The sequence below is a fragment of the Snodgrassella sp. CS2 genome, assembly GCF_050310315.1.
Classification (GTDB): domain Bacteria; phylum Pseudomonadota; class Gammaproteobacteria; order Burkholderiales; family Neisseriaceae; genus Snodgrassella; species Snodgrassella alvi_E.
In genome coordinates, this window is sequence record NZ_JBNPBA010000009.1 from 20,387 (window position 1) to 39,796 (window position 19,410).

At 39.1% G+C, this 19,410-nt stretch carries 21 protein-coding genes and 1 pseudogene; 3 read left to right on the forward strand and 19 right to left on the reverse strand.

Annotated features, from left to right (window positions below; genetic code table 11):
• Positions 1 to 27 precede the first annotated feature (27 nt).
• Positions 28 to 861, forward strand: coding sequence for a methylenetetrahydrofolate reductase [NAD(P)H] (metF, locus tag ACQP6D_RS10075; protein WP_100141395.1), 834 nt, complete (start codon positions 28 to 30; stop codon positions 859 to 861).
• 186 nt (positions 862 to 1,047) lie between these two features.
• On the opposite strand, the gene ACQP6D_RS10080 is transcribed toward metF, so the two are convergent.
• The 3 genes from ACQP6D_RS10080 to ACQP6D_RS10090 all read right to left on the reverse strand — a co-directional run bounded on the left by ACQP6D_RS10080 (position 1,048) and on the right by ACQP6D_RS10090 (position 3,446).
• Complete coding sequence (locus tag ACQP6D_RS10080) at positions 1,048 to 1,776, reverse strand: amino acid ABC transporter ATP-binding protein (protein WP_267391903.1); 729 nt, start codon at positions 1,774 to 1,776, stop codon at positions 1,048 to 1,050.
• A gap of 37 nt (positions 1,777 to 1,813) precedes the next feature.
• Positions 1,814 to 2,599, reverse strand: a complete 786-nt coding sequence (gene rsmA, locus ACQP6D_RS10085; RefSeq protein ID WP_427858106.1) for a 16S rRNA (adenine(1518)-N(6)/adenine(1519)-N(6))-dimethyltransferase RsmA — start codon at positions 2,597 to 2,599, stop codon at positions 1,814 to 1,816.
• A 109-nt stretch (positions 2,600 to 2,708) separates the two neighbouring features.
• Entirely contained in the window at positions 2,709 to 3,446 is a 738-nt protein-coding gene (locus ACQP6D_RS10090) for a peptidoglycan DD-metalloendopeptidase family protein (RefSeq protein ID WP_367421005.1), read from the reverse strand.
• Between the two features lie 206 nt (positions 3,447 to 3,652).
• Here ACQP6D_RS10090 and ACQP6D_RS10095 point away from each other — a divergent pair, with 206 nt between their 5' ends.
• Positions 3,653 to 4,108: an FxsA family protein gene (locus ACQP6D_RS10095; protein WP_367489930.1), complete on the forward strand. Its 456-nt coding sequence runs from the start codon at positions 3,653 to 3,655 to the stop codon at positions 4,106 to 4,108.
• A gap of 60 nt (positions 4,109 to 4,168) precedes the next feature.
• Here the strand turns inward: ACQP6D_RS10095 and lysS are convergent, their stop codons facing one another.
• Positions 4,169 to 5,692 carry a lysine--tRNA ligase gene (gene lysS / locus ACQP6D_RS10100; protein ID WP_100156202.1) on the reverse strand — a complete coding sequence of 508 codons (1,524 nt, stop codon included), beginning with the start codon at positions 5,690 to 5,692 and terminating at the stop codon, positions 4,169 to 4,171.
• A 514-nt stretch (positions 5,693 to 6,206) separates the two neighbouring features.
• Between lysS and pgl the strand changes: the two genes are divergently transcribed.
• Positions 6,207 to 6,905: a 6-phosphogluconolactonase gene (gene pgl / locus ACQP6D_RS10105; protein ID WP_100151976.1), complete on the forward strand. Its 699-nt coding sequence runs from the start codon at positions 6,207 to 6,209 to the stop codon at positions 6,903 to 6,905.
• 43 nt (positions 6,906 to 6,948) lie between these two features.
• Here the strand turns inward: pgl and ACQP6D_RS10110 are convergent, their stop codons facing one another.
• From ACQP6D_RS10110 to ACQP6D_RS10180, 15 genes and pseudogenes are all read right to left on the reverse strand, one after another.
• Entirely contained in the window at positions 6,949 to 9,426 is a 2,478-nt protein-coding gene (locus tag ACQP6D_RS10110) for an autotransporter outer membrane beta-barrel domain-containing protein (protein WP_427858107.1), read from the reverse strand.
• 397 nt (positions 9,427 to 9,823) lie between these two features.
• Complete coding sequence (locus tag ACQP6D_RS10115; protein ID WP_427858108.1) at positions 9,824 to 10,723, reverse strand: lipase family alpha/beta hydrolase; 900 nt, start codon at positions 10,721 to 10,723, stop codon at positions 9,824 to 9,826.
• A gap of 824 nt (positions 10,724 to 11,547) precedes the next feature.
• Positions 11,548 to 12,114 (reverse strand): hypothetical protein, encoded by a 567-nt coding sequence (locus ACQP6D_RS10120; RefSeq protein WP_427858109.1) that lies wholly within the window; start codon positions 12,112 to 12,114, stop codon positions 11,548 to 11,550.
• Positions 12,104 to 12,244: a hypothetical protein gene (locus ACQP6D_RS10125; protein ID WP_427858110.1), complete on the reverse strand. Its 141-nt coding sequence runs from the start codon at positions 12,242 to 12,244 to the stop codon at positions 12,104 to 12,106. The genes ACQP6D_RS10120 and ACQP6D_RS10125 overlap by 11 nt, the downstream gene beginning before the upstream one ends.
• Before the next feature lie 379 nt (positions 12,245 to 12,623).
• A complete protein-coding gene (locus tag ACQP6D_RS10130; protein WP_427858111.1) occupies positions 12,624 to 12,920 on the reverse strand; it encodes a hypothetical protein in 297 nt (98 codons plus the stop codon).
• Positions 12,917 to 13,531: pseudogene (locus ACQP6D_RS10135) on the reverse strand (RHS repeat domain-containing protein); the annotation flags it as partial. The pseudogene ACQP6D_RS10135 and the gene ACQP6D_RS10130, both read right to left, overlap by 4 nt.
• 128 nt (positions 13,532 to 13,659) lie before the next feature.
• Positions 13,660 to 13,974, reverse strand: a complete 315-nt coding sequence (locus ACQP6D_RS10140; protein ID WP_367417779.1) for a hypothetical protein — start codon at positions 13,972 to 13,974, stop codon at positions 13,660 to 13,662.
• Position 13,975: 1 nt separating this feature from the next.
• On the reverse strand, positions 13,976 to 15,154 hold the full coding sequence (locus tag ACQP6D_RS10145) for an RHS repeat-associated core domain-containing protein (RefSeq protein ID WP_427858113.1): 1,179 nt from the start codon (positions 15,152 to 15,154) through the stop codon (positions 13,976 to 13,978).
• Between the two features lie 388 nt (positions 15,155 to 15,542).
• The gene (locus ACQP6D_RS10150) at positions 15,543 to 15,887 is read right to left on the reverse strand and encodes a DNA polymerase III (RefSeq protein WP_427858114.1); all 345 of its coding nucleotides are present in this window, start codon (positions 15,885 to 15,887) and stop codon (positions 15,543 to 15,545) included.
• Positions 15,887 to 16,216: a hypothetical protein gene (locus ACQP6D_RS10155; protein ID WP_427858115.1), complete on the reverse strand. Its 330-nt coding sequence runs from the start codon at positions 16,214 to 16,216 to the stop codon at positions 15,887 to 15,889. The genes ACQP6D_RS10150 and ACQP6D_RS10155 overlap by 1 nt, the downstream gene beginning before the upstream one ends.
• Positions 16,138 to 16,659, reverse strand: a complete 522-nt coding sequence (locus ACQP6D_RS10160; protein WP_427858116.1) for an RHS repeat domain-containing protein — start codon at positions 16,657 to 16,659, stop codon at positions 16,138 to 16,140. The genes ACQP6D_RS10155 and ACQP6D_RS10160 overlap by 79 nt, the downstream gene beginning before the upstream one ends.
• A gap of 126 nt (positions 16,660 to 16,785) precedes the next feature.
• The gene (locus ACQP6D_RS10165) at positions 16,786 to 17,349 is read right to left on the reverse strand and encodes a hypothetical protein (RefSeq protein ID WP_427858117.1); all 564 of its coding nucleotides are present in this window, start codon (positions 17,347 to 17,349) and stop codon (positions 16,786 to 16,788) included.
• Positions 17,346 to 18,140, reverse strand: coding sequence for an RHS repeat-associated core domain-containing protein (locus tag ACQP6D_RS10170; protein ID WP_427858118.1), 795 nt, complete (start codon positions 18,138 to 18,140; stop codon positions 17,346 to 17,348). The genes ACQP6D_RS10165 and ACQP6D_RS10170 overlap by 4 nt, the downstream gene beginning before the upstream one ends.
• A 441-nt stretch (positions 18,141 to 18,581) precedes the next feature.
• The gene (locus ACQP6D_RS10175) at positions 18,582 to 18,884 is read right to left on the reverse strand and encodes a hypothetical protein (protein WP_427858119.1); all 303 of its coding nucleotides are present in this window, start codon (positions 18,882 to 18,884) and stop codon (positions 18,582 to 18,584) included.
• Between the two features lie 56 nt (positions 18,885 to 18,940).
• Positions 18,941 to 19,410: RHS repeat-associated core domain-containing protein (locus ACQP6D_RS10180; protein ID WP_427858120.1), on the reverse strand; the 470-nt coding region annotated here is incomplete at its 5' end.

A 19,410-nucleotide genomic window follows, 5' to 3' on the forward strand; every position in this document is an offset into this window, starting at 1 on the left:
TATAACAACTGGAGAGGCTGTTCAATCATGAGTTTTACACCGCTGAGTTTTGAATTTTTTCCGCCGCGTACCGAAGAGGGGCGGCGGAAACTGAGTATTACCCGCAAACAACTCAGCCAATATCAACCTGAATATTTTTCATGCACTTATGGAGCTGGTGGCACCACTCGTGCCGGAACACTTCAGACCATTACCGATATCATGAACGATGGCGTGGCTGCAGCTCCGCATCTTGCCTGTATCGGAGCCAGTCGCGAAGAAATGACCAGTCTGCTTCAGACCTATAAAGATATGGGTATCCGCCATATTGTGGCTTTGCGTGGCGATGTTCCATCTGGAGTCGGATTTGGACATCAGGGGCTACGATATGCAAATGAATTGGTAGGACTTATCCGGCAAGAATTTGGCGACTGGTTTCATATAGAAATAGCAGCCTATCCAGAATTTCATCCACAATCGCGCAGTGCCGAAGACGATATCAATCATTTCGTAAAAAAATGTCAAGCTGGTGCCGATTCGGCCATCACCCAATATTTCTTTAATGCAGACAGTTATTTTTGGTTCGTAGATGAAGTTCAAAGCCGTGGGGTCAATATTCCAATTATTCCCGGCATCATGCCGATTGCCAGCTTCTCAAAACTAGCCCGTTTTTCTGAAACCTGTGGTGCCGAAATTCCTCGCTGGCTACGGTTAAAACTGCAATCCTACGCCGACGATACCGCATCAATTAAAGCCCTTGGTTTGGATGTGGTTACCGAAATGTGCGACCATTTACTACAGCAGGGTGCACCTAGTTTACATTTCTATACTTTAAATCAGGCTGGTTTAGTCTCAACAATCTGTCAGCGTTTAGGATATTAATCCTAAGCCAAAGCAGAAATTAAAAACATAAACTACTTTTCCCTTCAAAAACTCTTAATATTTCAAATTTACAGTTTCAAAAAATGATGCCCCTTATCATCTTTATGAAAAGGGGCATCATAATTCTGTATTCTCAATTTTTTAGCAGCTAAAAACCATCAACAAGCAGCCAGAAAATAAATTATGCTAATGCGTTAACAACTGATTCAAAAATTGTTGCGCACGCTCATGCTGCGGATGTAGGAAAAACTCTTCAGGAGCAGCCTCCTCAACAATTTCACCATGATCAATAAATACCACTCTGTCGGCCACTTCACGGGCAAAACCCATCTCATGTGTAACTACCATCATGGTCATACCACTAAGTGCCAAATCTTTCATTACTTTAAGTACTTCACCAATCATTTCTGGATCAAGAGCAGAGGTTGGTTCATCAAACAACATCACCCTTGGTTCCATAGCCAGACCGCGTGCAATCGCTACACGCTGCTGCTGTCCGCCGGATAACTGCTGCGGATAAGCATCACACTTATGTGCCAGACCCACCTTAGCCAATAACTCTTGAGCTTTCGCTTCAGCCTGAGCACGGCTTTGTTTTTTCACCTTCATCGGTGACAAAATAATATTTTCCAGTACCGTCAGATGTGGATATAGATTGAAATGCTGGAATACGAATCCAACTTCTGTACGTACTCGGTTTAAATCAGCCTTAGGGTCAGCCACGTTAATTCCATCAACCCAGATTTCACCTTGCTGGATTTTTTCTAACTGATTCACAGTACGGATCAAGGTGGATTTTCCGCTTCCAGACGGACCGCAAACCACCACTACTTCACCCTGGCTGACATTCAGATTCACACCATTAATAACATGTAAGTCCTTAAACCACTTATGGACGTTTTTAAATTCAATCATGTATTCCCCACATCATGGAACAGACGGTATCAGTTATTCAAATACACGCGCCATTGTCCAACAAAATATTACTCAAAGCCACATAAAGCTCGGGTTTAATCCGCTCTGGTCGCCAACCTGGATCAATGCCTACATCTATTAATCTGGCATCATCCACCCACTCCTTCAGATTATTATGAATGGTCTTACGTCGTTGCTGGAAAGCCTGTTTAACCAAAACCGAAAAATGCTGAAAATCCTGCGCAATTCCGATACGCCCGCGCTGTGGAATCATTCTCACTACCGCTGAATCAACTTTTGGAGCAGGGTTAAATGCCTGAGGGGGCACATCCAGTAAATTTTCCATTTCAAAAAAATACTGCAACATCACACTTAAACGCCCATAATCATTACTACCAGCCTCCGCCACCATGCGCTCGACTACTTCCTTTTGCAGCATAAAATGCATGTCTACAATTTCATCAACATACTCACCAAAGCGAAATAACAACGGTGTTGAAATATTATAAGGTAAATTGCCTACTATTTTTTTTCGCCCAGGCACACTCGCAAAATCAAACTGCAGTACATCACCCTCATGGATTTCCAGCTTCCAAGCAAAAGGTAATGTACGTAAACGCGCTACAATATCTCGGTCAATCTCAATTACATGCAGTTTATCCACCGCTTTAGCCAATGGTTCTGTAATAGCGGCCAGCCCGGGACCGATCTCAATTACTGTATCTGCCGGCTGAGGACGTACTGCACGCACAATATCCTGAATAATACTTTTATCTTGCAGAAAATTCTGTCCGAACCGCTTACGGGCACGATGTTCTTTCATAATGCTTCCTTAATCTTTGCCCTATTATAGATTAAAATCCATTTGATCAACTTCGTGCTTAGGCCTATAAAAACACTTATGGACAAGCACACCAGCTAGCCGTATTGATTTATTCCGGTAAATATCGCATAGGATTCACAGCCTGACTGTTTACCCGTATTTCAAAATGCAGTTTTACACCGCTCGTTCCACTGTCACCCATCGTGGCAATGGTCTGACCTGCCTGCACTCTTTGTCCATTACGGACATTCAGAGAGTCATTATATGCATAAGCCGTCATGGTAGTATTGCTGTGTTTAATCAGTATCAGCCTGCCATACCCACGCAGCTCATCACCAGCATACTGTACAGTACCTGCAGCCGCAGCCTTAACCGGTGTTCCACGGTTACCAGCAATATCAATCCCCTTTTGCGTCTGACCGTTAAACATACTAATCACCCTCCCGCGCACCGGCCATTGCAGGCTGATATCAGGAGCGGCATTACTAACAGCAACTGGTGCTGGCTGACGCACCACATTTCCTGACGACTGTTTTTTTACTGAGTTCTTACGCGAACCCCCTACCGGTTTACGCACACGTATCAGCTGCCCTACCTCAATTGCATTTGCATTTGCCAAATTATTCCAACGCACCAGCGTATTAACATTCTGATTAAAGCGTAATCCAATTCTGTATAAGGTATCGCCACGCTGTACACGATAATAACCATTTTGAGCGCTGGCACTCATCACTGGGGCATTTACCGAACCACTACTTTTGCAACCACTCAGCGCTATCGCCAGACAATAAATCAGATATAAACCAAACCTTCTAATCATTACAGACCCTATTTCTATCTGCTTCATTACTCCATCCCAGCCGCAACATACATTCGTATAGCATAACGGCTAAAGCTAATTTGAGGTTGATATTAACATAGCTTTGCCCTCACATCGTCCAGCAACGGTCTGCATGCCAACAATAAACAGACAGTTTTAAGATGTCCATATTGAATTCCTCCAACCCGCAACCATCTGTAAAAACTGTTATTGCTTAATTAAGGGAAACTTACATGCGATATTTGAGCTGGGCTATACTGATACTGGCAGCATTGGAAGTAATTTCCATTATTCTGGTCAGCAATCTGATTGGTGCAGGCTGGACTTTGCTGATTATCATTCTATCGATAGCATGCGGCATTTTTATGCTGCGCAATATCGGTGTATCTGGACTATTTCTTGCCATAGCAACCATCCGTACCGGCAGCAATGTTTCACTTTACCAGTTACTATGGCCGCTGCGTTATGTGCTCGCTGCCATCATGCTTATCAGCCCAGGCTTCGTATCAGACATTATCGCTATATTATTGCTCTTGCCCATCAGTGGTAAGCCATTAAACAGCACAAACAACAATCCTTTTACCGGCCAGTCTCAACCAGAGCGTGGTGACATTATTGAAGGAGAATTCACCGTTGAAACAGGCAATGTAAAGCACCCACATAACAATCAGCAACTGCCCCATGAATAACCTGTAAAAAAAACAAAAGCCGCACAGCATTCAGCCGGCGGCTTTTTTCTTCCAGATTATTTACGCCAAGCGCATTTGCGGAAACAGGATTACATCCCGGATTGTCTGCGCATCAGTCAAAAGCATAATCAAACGATCCATGCCAATGCCACAACCACCCGTAGGAGGCAAACCATATTCCATCGCACGAATATAATCTGCATCAAAATGCATGGCCTCATCGTCTCCAGCATCCAACTGTGCTACTTGCTCACGGAAACGTGCTGCCTGATCTTCTGGGTCATTTAATTCTGAATATCCATTTGCCAATTCACGTCCAACTACAAACAGCTCAAAACGTTCGGTCAAACCTGGTTTGGTATCAGACGCGCGTGCCAGCGGTGACACTTCTACCGGATAATCTACAATAAATGTCGGCTGCCATAGCTGCGCTTCAGCACACTCCTCAAACAAGGCCAGCTGTAAACTGCCTACAGCCTGAGAAACCGGTAAGGCTCCACCCAGCTTTTTGATTTCAGTTTTTAGCCATTCAGCATCAGCCAGTTGCGCATCTAGATATTGCGGATTGAAATGTTTAATTGCTTCAACAATAGTCATCCGTGCAAACGGCTGGCTTAAATCCACATTCTTTCCGTTATAACTTACAACAGCGCTACCAGTAGCCTCAATAGCAGCAGCACGAATGACCTTTTCCGTCATATCCATCATGCGCTGATAATCACCATATGCTTCATAGAATTCCATCATGGTAAATTCAGGATTATGGCGCGTACTCATACCTTCATTGCGGAAATTGCGGTTGATTTCAAACACCCTTTCCAGACCACCTACAACCAGCCGTTTCAAATACAACTCAGGAGCTACCCGCAAAAACAGATCCATATCGAGGGCATTGTGGTGCGTTACAAACGGCTTCGCCGTGGCTCCACCCGGAATCGGATGCATCATCGGCGTTTCCACTTCCAAATAACGCTCGCTAACCATTACATTCCGCACAGCCTGAATAATCCGGCTGCGTTTAACAAACGTATCCCGCGTCTGTTCATTCGTAATCAAATCCACATAACGCTGCCGATATTTCTGCTCTTGATCAGCCAGGCCATGGAATTTATCAGGCAATGGGCGCAATGATTTAGTCAATAAGCGTAGGCCAGAAACTCGAACAGTCAGTTCGCCATGATTGGTTTTCATCAGCTCACCTTCAGCACCGACAATATCACCCAGATCCCAGTGCTTAAACGCATCGTGCAGTTCTTCACCAACACCCTGATTATTAATATACAGCTGAATACGCCCAGTCATATCCTGAATTGTGGCAAAACTAGCCTTACCCATATGACGCTTCAGCATAATTCGCCCAGCTACCTTTACCGGAATAGCTTTGTTTGCCAGCTCATCCTTATCAAACTGCTCAAATTGCTGGTGTAAATCACCAGCAAAAGCATCACGTTTGAAATCATTCGGAAAAGCAATCCCCTCAGCACGAATTGCCGCCAGCTTCTCACGGCGATGGGCCATAATCTGGTTTTCATCCAGTTGTTCTTCATGCGCGGCCGCCGCCGGCGCATTCTGCTGTTCGCTCATATGCATCCTCATACCATACGCAGTAATTCTCAATAAACTACTGCCCTACCTGAAACATCAAACAAGTTATAAAATTCAGGCAATAACAAATAAAAATTAACCGCCTATTCTAAGACAAAACAGCGAGTTTGACACGTAAAACCCCCTCCGAACTAACAATCAAACAAATTAATTACACAAAACTCTCGGTTACAACGATAACTTAACACCATCAGCCTAAGCTTTCCGTAGCCTTAACCCCATTCACATAAAAATTATTATTAGTCTAAAAAAAATTTTGATGACATTATTTAAAAAAAACGACAGTTGCAGTAATCAATCTCAACTCACTACAAAATCAGATATTCTAATAAAGACCCATACCGTTATTTATCACAAACAATATTGCCCTTTAACAATAATTACCCGCAAACACAACTTATTAACCAATTGAAAGCAAATAATATTTATTTGATAAAAGAAAAAGAAATTTGTAATAAAACCGAATGCATATCCATTATTATCGGAGGCAAGCATGTATCAGTTACATCTTTTTGACACCCCTAATGCAATGAATACAGCATTGGCCACAGCCATTACTGCCAACCTGCAAGATGCAATTAATTTGCGCAGTAAAGCCTCACTGGCAGTATCCGGAGGCCCGACACCTGTTGAACTCTTTCAGATTCTCAGTCAGGCACAGATAGCGTGGAATCAAGTTTACATAACCCTTGTTGATGAACGTTGGGTAGACAAACATCACGAAGACAGTAATGAGCGTCTAATTCATACCCATTTATTACAAAATAAAGCAAAGGACGCGCATTTCATTAGCCTCAAAACTATTGCTGAAAATCCCTATGATGGCGTGGATGAAATTCAGACACGGCTTCAGCAATCACTACCCTTACCTATTGATGCATTGGTTTTGGGAATGGGCGATGACGGTCATACTGCATCATTGTTTCCGCATGCAGAAAATCTGTATAAAGGAATAGACATGCAATCTGACAGACTGGTAATCGATATGAAACCTCTTACCGCCCCTCATGATCGTATTTCACTGACCTTACCGGTTATCCTCAACAGCCGCCATTTATATCTGCAATTAAACGGGAAAAAACAGCAGCAGGTATTAGAACAAGCACTTGCCGGCAAAAATATTAACGATATGCCCATACGTGCAGTTCTACACCAGCAGAAGCTACCTTTACAAATATATCTGGCTCAATAAAAAATGCGCCGGAAAACCGGCGCATTAACAAAAATATAATGGCTTACCACGAATAACGATAATTCAGATTGATGCCAAACTTCTGCTCTGTATGCTGACCATTGGCGTAATCCAGTTTTAAATCTGCATGATTACTGGCATTAAAGTCCATACCCAGACCAGCTTCATACAAACCACTATTACCTGCGCCGGCAATACGCATATTACTGTCATCTACAAAAGCATGTCCCAAACTGTTCTTATCATGCAACCAGTAAGCACCTGCATATGGATGAAGCGTTATTTTATTCAGAGCTACTGAAGTTCTAACTGCCGCCCCAAGCTGGCTACGGTAAAAAGTGGTACTACTGTTGTATGCATCTCCAGACAAACGTCCGAATGTCATACCAGCTTTAGGCGTAACTACCCACTTATCTGCCAAGGAAAAATCTTTACCAACATCTGCACTAAAACTATTACTATGCCATGTTGTGTTATCCATCTTGCTGGCACTGGCTTTTAAATGGCTGTAACGATAGGCAGCATCAGCAAACCAGCCGCTGGTATGGTTCCAGCCAGCATAAATTCCTGCTGTCAGCGCCTTCAGGTTACCATTTTTATAGTTGCCATAAAAATCCACACTGGAATGGCCTTGGCCTACCACCCCCCCTAGATATATCTGATTGTTTTCATTTCCCAGCGGCAGCAGATGATCATAACCTAATTGCAGACTATAAGATTTTTGTTTAAAGCCTGAAGTAGCCAATCCATCATTAGTACCCACACTATCGAAATGGTTATTGGCATAATTACTGTCCAGCCACAGATTATTAGCAACAGACTGATCTTTACGGCGCATAAAACGTGTATTTAACGGTTCTTGCATCTGATAAATATACTGGTTCGCTGCCTGGCGCATACTGATCAATGAATTAGCAAAATCACTGATTTCATACTGCGGTCCATAATGGCTACCACCAGATGAAGCAGCACCATTATCATTACTCAGAATCCAATTATTGCCATTCTGATGGAAGAAATAACGATACTTACCCGCATCAACATAAGGTTGCACCATAGAAAAGGAACCATCACCACCCTCAGACTCTACCAGCGTCACTTGCCCATTCGGTGTTTTGGGGCGTTTGCGGCTATCAGATACACTGATTCTATGCTGGCCATGTACCTGACCGTGAATTTCTATTTTATCTGATTTGCCATCAGCCAGACTGGTATTCATATTAAACTGGCTATTATTACCAGTTAAATCGCCATTAATCTTTAGTGTTTTGAATTTCCCATCGTTGCTGAAAGAAACAGTCGAATCATGAATATTCAGTTCATCCAGTACACTATTACCGTTAATCAGCCATGATGTACCATTATTTAGATTAAATGTAATCTTAGGTGCCAGAGATGGATCTTGATCGATATAAACTCGTCCTGCTAACGTTGAATTATCTGCAGTTAACGTAAAGGGCTGAAGCGCAGCCACATCAGCATCACCTATAGCATCATCCTCCGTCGCATCTGCGGAATAATATCGGTGGTCATTGACACCAAGTAGTGCATTTTGGCCAGTCAGGCTACTATTTTTTATATTGAATATATTTTCAGAAGCGTAATCCTGAGTAGATTGTAAGGCTATACCTATTCCAGCTTGTACTTTACTATTTGCAACATCAATGATTCCCCCATTATTGAAAAAGAAAGCTTCGCTGAAGGGATTGGTAAGATTTATTTTCGTATTAGTAACATTGGTTCTAATATTCTTATTACCAATTCCTGCCAATGCAATACCACCATTTCCATAACCAGCCCCATCTATTTCTAAATTATTTATATTAGTTACCGCTTCTTTATTATCATATTCACCACCTAAATAAATTGCTGTGGAAAAATCACTATTTTTGCCAAGATTAATTACAGAATTAGAAATGTCTGCTGTACCCCATCCAATATCATAAGCATTAGAATTTGGCGCAGTAATAGAAAAATCCGCATTTGAATTTAAATAACCACCATCTAGACTCACGCCAGTAATACCAAACTCTAATTCTTTTGGCTGGCCCTGCAAACTAAAATGAACGCCCTTCGGTATCACAAATTTTGTAGTACCTTTTTCTGAATTGAAACGAACCCCTGTATATTCAATATCCTGTCTAAATGGTCCATATTCAGCATTATTCAAAAACGATGAATCAACGATAATTTCAGTATTTGGCGAAAATTCCACCTGCTGTCCTAAAGTAGTTGATTCAGGTATATAGCCAATATTAAGCACAGTCAAATTTCGAAGATATGTATCCCCAGGAACATCATCTTCATTAAATAATTTTTTAAATTCCTCTACGGTAGGTATGCCATTCCGGTATTGACCCGCAGCAATAACTATTTTATTACTATTATTTTCAGAAGGATTAAACTCGCAGCCATCTATAGCAGGGCATATCGTTACTGCAGCCATACTATAAACTGATAAAGAACTTAGCACTCCCAGCATTAAAGCTTTAAGTTTCGATGGAGGATGAATAGATTTCATAATAAATTAACCTTTATAAACATAAGTATAATATTAACACATAATATACATATAGGGTTAATATATTTTGACATTTACATTTTAGTTAATGTTAACCTGTATACATCACATCCATCTCTCATAATTTCTAATATTTATTTAATATATAGTGAAGAAATTTGAATGCCATATATTGGAACCAACAAACCAAATACCTTAGTTACAGAATAACTCCACTTTTATTCAGCCTGATTGCGCATTCTTTTCAGAAAATACACATATAAAAAAACTGAATCCTGTTATTCACAGAATTCAGTCCTTGCAGACAAGTAAGCTTTGATACTACTTCACTTGTTCAAGACAGTTTATCAATCCAAAATATACTTATAGTTATTATTCTGAGTATATTGAATCTAAATTACAGACCTTTAGATTTCAAACGTGCAGCATGATCCAAATAAATGCTGACTGGATCTGGTGTAGTCGGATGAGCACCTGCAATTTGATTGATTGCATCTAAGTGATCCATCTGATAGTCAGAACGGATAACTTTACCCAAATGAGTACAATAACGGCCAACCAAACCATCATTCTGGTTGCGTTCTTTAGTAAATAAAGCACTTAAGGCAACCAAAATAGCATGTGATGGATCCAGAGTATTTACACCTTCATTGACCACATTTGATTTGATAATACCACTCCAAGAGTAATAGTAAACACCATTGGTTTCCAGCTCTTTACCCTCTCCACCCCACGTTTTAGGAAGACCCTGCGGATATTTTTTATTAAATTCATTCGTACCTGCAGTTGACAAACTTTTCAGTGAACCTTCAAAATCCTGTGGCAGCAAAGGTTTGGTACTAAATAAACTGATAAATTTCATAAATGATTCAACAATCAGATTAGCAGTTTCACCTACAATTTTGCCAGCAAGAATATCCAGCATCAAATCTGCAATTTCGGAACCAAAATTTACACCATTTACAGAAGTTACAGATGCCACCAGCTCCGGATGAAGAGCAGCCACATAACGGCTGGTAGGCGCACCCTGACTATGTCCAATCAGATTAACCTTTTTAGCACAGGTTTTTGCCAGTATTTGCTTCACTTCTGTCAGCAACTGTTCACCACGGGTTTCGGTAGTATTGGTTGCAGAAACAGCAGCAGTATAAACTTCACAACCCAGTTTTCTTAAAGATTCAGCAATATTAAAGAAATAGGGATAACCCATAATCCGATCAAAGCCAAACAAACCATGCACAAGTACAATGGGATATTTTGTTTTAACGACTTTACAAGGTTTAGTTATATTTATCATTTAATTTTCCTCACTTTATTTTCTGTTAAATTATTATATAATTATTAATTTATTATGATTTAATAATTAACGATGAGATAAAGATATTTATAAAATAAATTCTTTAGTATTATCATCCTCTTCGGGAAGATTTACACCAATCTCAACCGCAAAAGAATAATATCAAAAATAATCAATTAATGCAAATTAAAATATTATTTAAAACAAAAAAATAAAGCGTTATATATAAAAATACTCAAAAGCAATAAACAAAATTATGCATTAAATGTAAAAAATGAATACCATAACAATTATTAATATTTATATTCAGAAATATGCAATTGAATTAAAATATCTTTTTTTGATTAATAACAGCTTTTAAATTTAAAAATGTCATTGAAATATTTATATTTAATGTTGGAGTTTTTTATCAATGCGAGCTGGTAGTTCGATGCCTCCTGCATCAGTATAGACGTATACGCAGTACCGTTTACCCGACACCGCTTCCTGAATAATTTTTAATCCATCTCATAAAAAAGGTGAGATTTTGAGTTTCAACTACTGTATCTATTGGCTATTTTCGTCGGGCTAAAACATGTTATACCTATCCTATCGTACAAAATGATTCTGTTTTTCGATGCGAACGAACCTTAATTAGGCAGTGTAATGATGTGTTGGTTTCAGCTACGGTCAATGTAATGGTAATTTGGAAAGATGATAAATTAAAAGCAGATTAGCTCTTCAAACTTTATCTTAGCAACTTCTTTCTTTTCCTATTTAGTAGACTATAGTTATAACTTGTTCAATTCAACCCTTAATAAAGGTTTTGCGCACAAGTTTTTATACTAGTGCAAATAATTTTCTTTGGTTAAAGGTTTTTGGGTAGGTGCTGGCAGTGTTACATCAGGAAATAAAAATTTTTTAAATTCATCCCAATTGACTCCCGTTTCGTAAAATTTAAGTAGACGTTTTTGGATATCTTTAGAATCTCCGTACATGCCTGCTAATTCTTTTGTATGAATAATATCTAAATAATCTTTTACAGTTAATTGAGGAATCAAAACTTTATTATCTACGGTATCATATTTGTCATCCATTTCCACCAGACCTCTTGTACCAGCCAAAATATCTGTTATTGCAATAATTCTAGATTGCTGTGGGCGTACATTTTTTCGTACATGTTCATCTAGTATAGAAACTAATAACTCTTTAAGTCTGTGTGCTGCCACTGAATAAGTAAATAAGATATTAACTTTATTTAGGTCTATCCCATCCCATTCATCTTTATCATTAAATATATTAAAAAACTCCATCCAATGATTTTTTCTGGATTGCGCTAATGAATACAATCCCTCTTTTATATAGACGCCGAATACTGTATTTTCTTGACTACGTTGTTTTTTAGTTAACATTTCTTTCCACCTGCTTTGGATTTGGTATTATTTTTAAATGTTCATCCGCCGCAGCTAAGTATTCTTGCCGCCGTGAATTATTGATACCTATGGGGTTTTGCTTATTGGAAGTTCCTTCTAAACCACCCATCTGTTCAAAAGTTCTCTGCTCCAATCATCGTGCGGTTGCTTTTCCTGGCACACCTTCTCCACGATAAATTGGTTCTGGTATGGTATCAAATATTGAAAAGTTGTTATCATATCGATACTTTAATACATCTTCTGCTGAATGTCCCAAACCTGGTTTGCTCGCATAACCAATATAGGGTTGCCATTTTTTACACCTTGATAGGTGATATGTGTATAGCCCTCGCCTGTTTTCCAGCCCCACGGATCAACCTAAGTCAGCCCATTAGGCGCATACTTATATAGATTAAACCCACCCAACAGCCCATCAAGTCTAATTAAACAAAATGTAAAAAATAAGGGTTAAAATAAAGAATCTGATGAATTATTATTTTTCAATTTAATCACTTTATTTTATTAATAGCTAAACTTATCTGATTATATAATGAAGGCATATCCTTAGCATTACTATAATAAACAGGGGCACTCCAATCAAAATTTTTTATTAGATAAATAAAAAATTTTCCATTTATATCGAAAGAAGGTCTCCAGCCAACATCAAGAATGAAATTATTAGGAAATTCAATTTGAAGCATATCTTCTTTTAAATCATTAACTTGTTCACTAATCGGAATGGAATCTTTTATGGAAAAATCATTAAATACAATTTTCCCTTTTTTTTCAGGAAAAGAAATATTCATAGTGCTTTTGTTAATTTTAAAAATTCATCAATAGAAATAGGATGCCCATGAATAGTTCCACCACTTAACTCTACTCTAACCCATTGAGATTCTTTTCCTTCGCTAGCACCAATAATTTTACCCATATCTTTAACTTTCCATGGTTTACCATTTGTCACTGGTATGCCGTTATTAAATACATGATATTCCAGTGATTTTACATCAACATCATGTAAATATTTTGCAGATACACTTTTAGTTCCTGCTTTGTTTTTCTGGGGAAAATGTTTATATCCATGAGTGCTCCATTCAGGCTGTTTAAGATTTCCACACGTGGATCCCCACGGATCGATCCATATCAGTGAGTTAGGCGCATACTGATACAGATTATACCCACCCAACAACCCAATCGGGTCCGGCTGCGTGAATCTGCCTATATCCGGGTCATAGTACCTGAAAGTATTGTAATGTAAGCCCGTTTCTCTGTCTAAATACTGTCCCTGATACCTCAGGTTCTGTTGTATCTGGCTGTGTTCGATTTCCTGTATCGGTTTGCCCCACAGCTGATAGCTGCATGCCCATACAATGTGACCGTCTTCACTAGTAAGTTCTTCTGGGGCGCCGTTGATGCCGGTGTGGTAAAAATTTCAACATTATGCCCTGACTCTTTAAAGCTATAAATATAGGTTATGTTTCAAATACTAAACTTTCTTTACTAGGAAATTATATTTAAATATTTAATTAAAATTTTGTTAAATAACTAATCTCCAGGTTTTTTCCAGAAATTTATTTTTTCTATTTCTCTCTCAATATCATTCATATCATCCTTACCAAGTTCATTATTAAAATTTTCCGAAAGTATACTGCGCAATTTAGATAATTCTTTAATTAAATGCTTATCCTCAATAAATTTTACAATTTCCTTTTCGTAACCTATTTTGTCAATATTTGGATACTTGTTATCGTAATAATATCTTGTAATATTTTTTAAAGAAATTAGAAAAAATTCAATAATTGACAATGCATTTAATAACTTTTTTCCTGATATTTTTATTTCATCATTTTCTTTTAACATATCATTTCCTTTGATATACTTTTGCATTATTTAAAACAACATCATCTTTAATTGTTAATTCTTTTGTATGATAAGCTGGATTTTTTATCCACTCTAATTTTTCTGTAGGAACATCAGTTTCAATGTAATCGCGACCATGGCCTTGTTTAATTCCATATTTTTCCTCAGCTTTTAATTGGTTCAATGGCTTTTTATTAGCCATTTCAACATAAACACGACCATTATCTTTAGCCTTAATTATCCCATCTTGTTTAATGCCATTTGATCCTTTGCGATTTGTATAGTGCCGAACTCGTGTTGTATTACCACAACTCCAACCCCACGGATCAATCCAAGTCAACCCATTAGGCGCATACTGATACAAATTAAACCCACCCAACAACCCAATCGGGTCCGGCTGCGTGAATCTGCCTATATCCGGGTCATAATACCTGAAAGTATTGTAATGTAAGCCCGTTTCTCTGTCTAAATACTGTCCCTGATACCTCAGGTTCTGTTGTATCTGGCTGTGTTCGATTTCCTGTATCGGTTTGCCCCACAGCTGATAACTGCATGCCCATACAATGTGACCGTCTTCATCAGTGAGTTCTTCCGGGGCGCCATTGACATCGGTGTGGTAGTACAGCACTTTTTGTTCCGTACCGGTGGTGGTCTCCACTCTGGCTAAGGGTTCATAGCCGCTTTCATCTGTGTAGATATAGACGCTTTTGCTTCTGTCGGTACGGGTTTCCTGAATCATTCTCAGCCCGTCCCACAGGAAGTGGGTACGGTTGCAGGCTTTGCCCGCCCGGTCTATCTGGTGCTTTTCGATACGTCGGCCTAAGGCATCGTAGACATAGCCGTAACGTTCGGTACGGTTTTGTTTTTCGATACGCACTTCGGTCAGGCGGTGTTCGGCATCGTAGTGGTAATACTGGGTACCGCTGGCAGTCTGTTTGCTGTGGGTACGGCCGTGTGCGTCGTAGGTGTATTGCAGGCCACGGAAGTGGAGTAGCTGGTTAAAGCGGACCAGATTCTGATTGTCGCTGTTGCTGTTTTCGTTGCGTCTTTTATCCAGCAGGTTGGCGGCGGCATCGTATTGCAGGGTTTCCCAGTAGGCTTGGTTGCGGCAGCTTTCGATGCGGCCGGTGCGGTCATAGTGGTAATCGGTCTGTCCTTGCCGGGTATGTTTTTTACTCACCAGCCGGTCGAGGTTGTCGTACTGGTAGCGGCGGTCGGTGAGGATGTCGGGCAGGATGGTGTTGTGGCCACGCCGGGTTTGTTTGTGTTGCAGGCGGCTGTTGCGGTCGTATTTGAATTCGGTGTTCAGTTGTCCCTGGCTACGCAGGACTTCGCGATGTAGGCGGTCGCGTTCGATGTCGGTGATGGTGGTGCCGTCCAGGTTGATTTGGTGCAGATGGCCGGAACCGTAATAGAGGTTGTTGAGGGTACGGCTGTCCGGTAGGTTGGCGGCGATGCGGTTGCCGACGAGATCCTAGCTGAACCGAGTCAGCAAGCTGGAGCGTTGGTATGCTGGTTGAGCTAGCCATACTCATTCCAGCACAGATTCTTAGAGAAAAAATTCAAAATTATTTATTTTTACTTTCTCGAATTTTAGCTAAAGCTTTTTCAAGCCGACTGACATTTTGATATTTGGTTGGAACTGTACTTCTTGCTAAATAATTATGCCATCCAGGTATGGCGGTTTTAAATAATTCCAAGCCTTCTGGCGTAAGGTTAGATTTTTTAATAACTGTATCGTTTTTTAAATTTCCCTGCTCATCAAACGGTTCAACATCAATTAATAATTCATGTTTTTTTAAAAATCCCAATAAAGCTATTGAACTTTGGATAATAGGATCTTGCCACCATTTGTTTTTATTTCTAGTAAGCAGCATTGGTAAATTATGTAAAGTATAATCAATTTCATTCATTATTTTACTCCACTAACAGTTGATAAATTATCTAGATGTATCAGTTCACCAGTCTTTTTATTTTTTACAAAAATTCCTCCTTGCTCTCGGATTCTTTCTTCTTTAGCTAATTGTAGATTTTTTTTGGCAACATTAGGTCGACTTGTTATTTCGACAGCTTTCCATTTTCCATACTGATTTTTAACAATAAAATCAATTCTGCGTCGTTCACCTGTCAGAGGATCTTTAACGGATTTGCCGTTGGCGTCTCTTAAATATCGTTCAGATAAAACATTATCTTTACCATAACGCCTTTCAAATACGTCTCTCGCCCTTCGTTCACGTTCCATACCTGCTTTTTTATTGGGTAAACATGCAATCCCCCACGGATCAACCCATTCGGTGCATACTGATACAAATTAAACCCACCCAACAGCCCAATCGGGTCCGGCTGCGTAAATCTGCCTATATCCGGGTCATAGTACCTGAAAGTATTGTAATGTAAGCCCGTTTCTCTGTCGAAATACTGCCCCTGATACCTTAGGTTCTGTTGTATCTGGCTGTGTTCGATTTCCTGTATCGGTTTGCCCCACAGCTGATAGCTGCATGCCCATACAATATGACCGTTTTCATCAGTAAGTTCTTCCGGGGCACCGTTGACATCGGTATGGTAGTACAGTACTTTTTGTTCCGTGCCGGTGGTGGTCTCTACTCTGGCTAAGGGTTCATAGCCGCTTTCATCCGTGTAGATATAGACGCTTTTGCTTCTGTCGGTACGGGTTTCCTGAATCATTCTCAGCCCGTCACACAGTTGGTTTTAGATTACAGCCCTTGTTGTAACAATTTTTAATATCACTAATATTCGTTTGCTATAATGGATTAGCTACATTTTAACCTTAATTGAATAGCATTATTTTTTTTATGAAAGTTCTATTTCTCTCGAAAAATCAAATGCAAGAAGACCGGCGTTTTCTACTCGCTGTTTAAATTTATCTGTTACAAATACCCAGCCTATATCTTCTTCGATTGAAAATATATATTCTTCTGTAATATTTTTAGCAATTAGTACCGGTTTATCAACGATTAGCCCTCGCTCTGTTTCTGAATATATTGACTTTTCTCTATCTAGACATCCAGCCAAGGGATTTGTTGGATAGTAACCAAAGAATTTTTTTTGCTTACTCTCAGTAATAACAGGTAATATTTGACCTTTCAAGGATACAATATTATCTAATTTTTCAAGTGCTTGCTGACTAAGAATGTAGAATGGAGATAATGAGCCACTAAAATCAAACTTATAATTTTTTTTACCAGTATCACTTTTATCTAATTCAAGTGCAATTGGTTCGTATTTTTCAAATGCTTTCCATTTTTGATCCATGGCTAATCCTATAATACTTTCTGTTTTATCAGGATCATAATCTTGTATAAATGATGCATAATTTTTGGTATCAGATTTTAAAATATATATTTTATTAATCATAGTATCGTATACCAGCTAGAGTTATTATCAGCATTTGAAAGAATATCACGTATTTTATCAAGCTCCTCAAGGACTCCTTTCTTACCACCTTCTTTATCAGCATTAATAATTTGTTTATTAACTGCATCATAATACTCTTTAGGATGTCTGCCATTATGCACTATTCCTGACATACCATCTTTATTATTTCGGTTCGGTAGAAATACACCATTTTCAGCACTGTCTATATCTATTCCATGCTTTTTCAATATTGTTTGTGCAGGTAATGCTCTTTTAGAAGTATCACCAACAATATGATGGGCTGTAGAATTTTTAGGTCTTATTATCCCTTTCTTAATCATGTTATTAGAAAGTTTAACTGAACACCAACCCCACGGATCAATCCAAGTCAACCCATTAGGCGCATACTGATACAGATTAAACCCACCCAACAACCCAATCGGGTCCGGCTGCGTGAATCTGCCTATATCCGGGTCATAGTACCTGAAAGTATTGTAATGTAAGCCCGTTTCTCTGTCTAAATACTGTCCCTGATACCTCAGGTTCTGTTGTATCTGGCTGTGTTCGATTTCCTGTATCGGTTTGCCCCACAGCTGATAGCTGTATGCCCACACGATTTCTCCGGCTTCATCCGTCAGCTCTTCCGGGGCACCGTTGACATCGGTGTGGTAGTACAGCACTTTCTGTTCCGTACCGGTGGTGGTCTCCACTCTGGCTAAGGGTTCATAGCCGCTTTCATCCGTGTAGATATAGACGCTTTTGCTTCTGTCAGTACGGGTTTCCTGAATCATTCTCAGCCCGTCCCACAGGAAACGGGTACGGTTGCAGGCTTTGCCCGCCCGGTCTATCTGGTGCTTTTCGATACGTCGGCCTAAGGCATCGTAGACATAGCCGTAGCGTTCGGTACGGTTTAATTTTTCGATACGAACTTCGGTCAGGTGGTGTTCGGCATCGTAGTGGTAATACTGAGTACCGCTGGCGGTCTGTTTGCTGTGGGTACGGCCGTGTGCGTCGTAGGTGTATTGCAGGCCACGGAAGTGAAGTAAGTGTAAGCAGCCGATAATGTTCTAAATGTTATGATAGCTGTTTTAGTAGTGGCGGTTGATATTGCCCGAAAAAGTTATTGTAGTAATCATAAACTATGTAATATTTTGTTTTTTAATATAATTTTCTTATTAAAATATGATGGTATCTATATGTTAAGGGATTACTCATAATAATATATTTTCACATTATTTTAAATGTTTCATTTTTACTAAAATGTCCCCTGTATTTAATCTTATTTTATTATTTTCGTAAATATATTCTATCCATAATTCTTTATTATCTGATTCACAATCATTCATTACTCTATATTCAGAATATCCCGTATATGTGTTTATTAGTGGAATTATTTTTTCCACTTTTCCTTCAATTTTATTTTGCAATAAATAAACAGTAAGTTGTTTTAACAAATATAGTTTTAAATATAATTCTTTATTATTTCCATTTAATGAATTAATTTCATTTTCGATAAAGCTGATAATTTTTTGCATATTACCTCTCAACATAAATAGTTATTTTTTTACCATTTGGTGTTAAACATTTGGTGTTAAAACATTAATATGTGGTACTGTTTTATGAGGATGGACATCTGGTAATCCCTCATGTCCATATAAAACACCATTTTTATTAAATTGATAATCTTTATGGTATACAGCAGTTTTGTTTTTTCTAAAGATCTAAGTTTAAATTCTTTTTTTTGTTTAGATGTTTTGTCTGTCGATTTATTCCCAGCTCCGGTAACTTTTCGGGTGTTATTAAAAGCGCCATATAATACTTGATCGGCTTCTTTAAATGAATTAACACTTACATCTTTTCCTGATTGTGCTTCTTTTATTTTTTTATTCAGTTTTGAGTTGTTAGCTACATTACACAACCCCCACAGATCAACCCACATCAACCCATTCGATGCATACTGATACAAATTAAACCCACCCAACAACCCAATCGGGTCCGGCTGCGTGAATCTGCCTATATCCGGGTCATAATACCTGAAAGTATTGTAATGTAAGCCCGTTT

Excerpts from the sequence above, each read along its gene's own strand:
- ACQP6D_RS10125 (WP_427858110.1), bottom strand. The coding sequence starts at position 12,244 with ATGGGTGGTTTAGAAGGAACTTCCAATAAGCAAAACCCCATAGGTATC.
- ACQP6D_RS10160 (WP_427858116.1), bottom strand. The coding sequence starts at position 16,659 with ATGATTCAGGAAACCCGTACCGACAGAAGCAAAAGCGTCTATATCTAC.
- rsmA (WP_427858106.1), bottom strand. The coding sequence starts at position 2,599 with ATGAAAGAACATCGTGCCCGTAAGCGGTTCGGACAGAATTTTCTGCAA.
- metF (WP_100141395.1), top strand. The coding sequence starts at position 28 with ATGAGTTTTACACCGCTGAGTTTTGAATTTTTTCCGCCGCGTACCGAA.
- ACQP6D_RS10175 (WP_427858119.1), bottom strand. The coding sequence starts at position 18,884 with ATGCAAAAAATTATCAGCTTTATCGAAAATGAAATTAATTCATTAAAT.
- ACQP6D_RS10150 (WP_427858114.1), bottom strand. The coding sequence starts at position 15,887 with ATGAATGAAATTGATTATACTTTACATAATTTACCAATGCTGCTTACT.
- ACQP6D_RS10115 (WP_427858108.1), bottom strand. The coding sequence starts at position 10,723 with ATGATAAATATAACTAAACCTTGTAAAGTCGTTAAAACAAAATATCCC.
- ACQP6D_RS10090 (WP_367421005.1), bottom strand. The coding sequence starts at position 3,446 with ATGAAGCAGATAGAAATAGGGTCTGTAATGATTAGAAGGTTTGGTTTA.
- pgl (WP_100151976.1), top strand. The coding sequence starts at position 6,207 with ATGTATCAGTTACATCTTTTTGACACCCCTAATGCAATGAATACAGCA.
- ACQP6D_RS10140 (WP_367417779.1), bottom strand. The coding sequence starts at position 13,974 with ATGTTAAAAGAAAATGATGAAATAAAAATATCAGGAAAAAAGTTATTA.
- ACQP6D_RS10095 (WP_367489930.1), top strand. The coding sequence starts at position 3,653 with ATGCGATATTTGAGCTGGGCTATACTGATACTGGCAGCATTGGAAGTA.
- ACQP6D_RS10080 (WP_267391903.1), bottom strand. The coding sequence starts at position 1,776 with ATGATTGAATTTAAAAACGTCCATAAGTGGTTTAAGGACTTACATGTT.
- ACQP6D_RS10110 (WP_427858107.1), bottom strand. The coding sequence starts at position 9,426 with ATGAAATCTATTCATCCTCCATCGAAACTTAAAGCTTTAATGCTGGGA.
- ACQP6D_RS10170 (WP_427858118.1), bottom strand. The coding sequence starts at position 18,140 with ATGATTCAGGAAACCCGTACTGACAGAAGCAAAAGCGTCTATATCTAC.
- ACQP6D_RS10120 (WP_427858109.1), bottom strand. The coding sequence starts at position 12,114 with ATGTTAACTAAAAAACAACGTAGTCAAGAAAATACAGTATTCGGCGTC.
- ACQP6D_RS10155 (WP_427858115.1), bottom strand. The coding sequence starts at position 16,216 with ATGGAACGTGAACGAAGGGCGAGAGACGTATTTGAAAGGCGTTATGGT.
- ACQP6D_RS10165 (WP_427858117.1), bottom strand. The coding sequence starts at position 17,349 with ATGATTAATAAAATATATATTTTAAAATCTGATACCAAAAATTATGCA.
- ACQP6D_RS10130 (WP_427858111.1), bottom strand. The coding sequence starts at position 12,920 with ATGAATATTTCTTTTCCTGAAAAAAAAGGGAAAATTGTATTTAATGAT.
- lysS (WP_100156202.1), bottom strand. The coding sequence starts at position 5,692 with ATGAGCGAACAGCAGAATGCGCCGGCGGCGGCCGCGCATGAAGAACAA.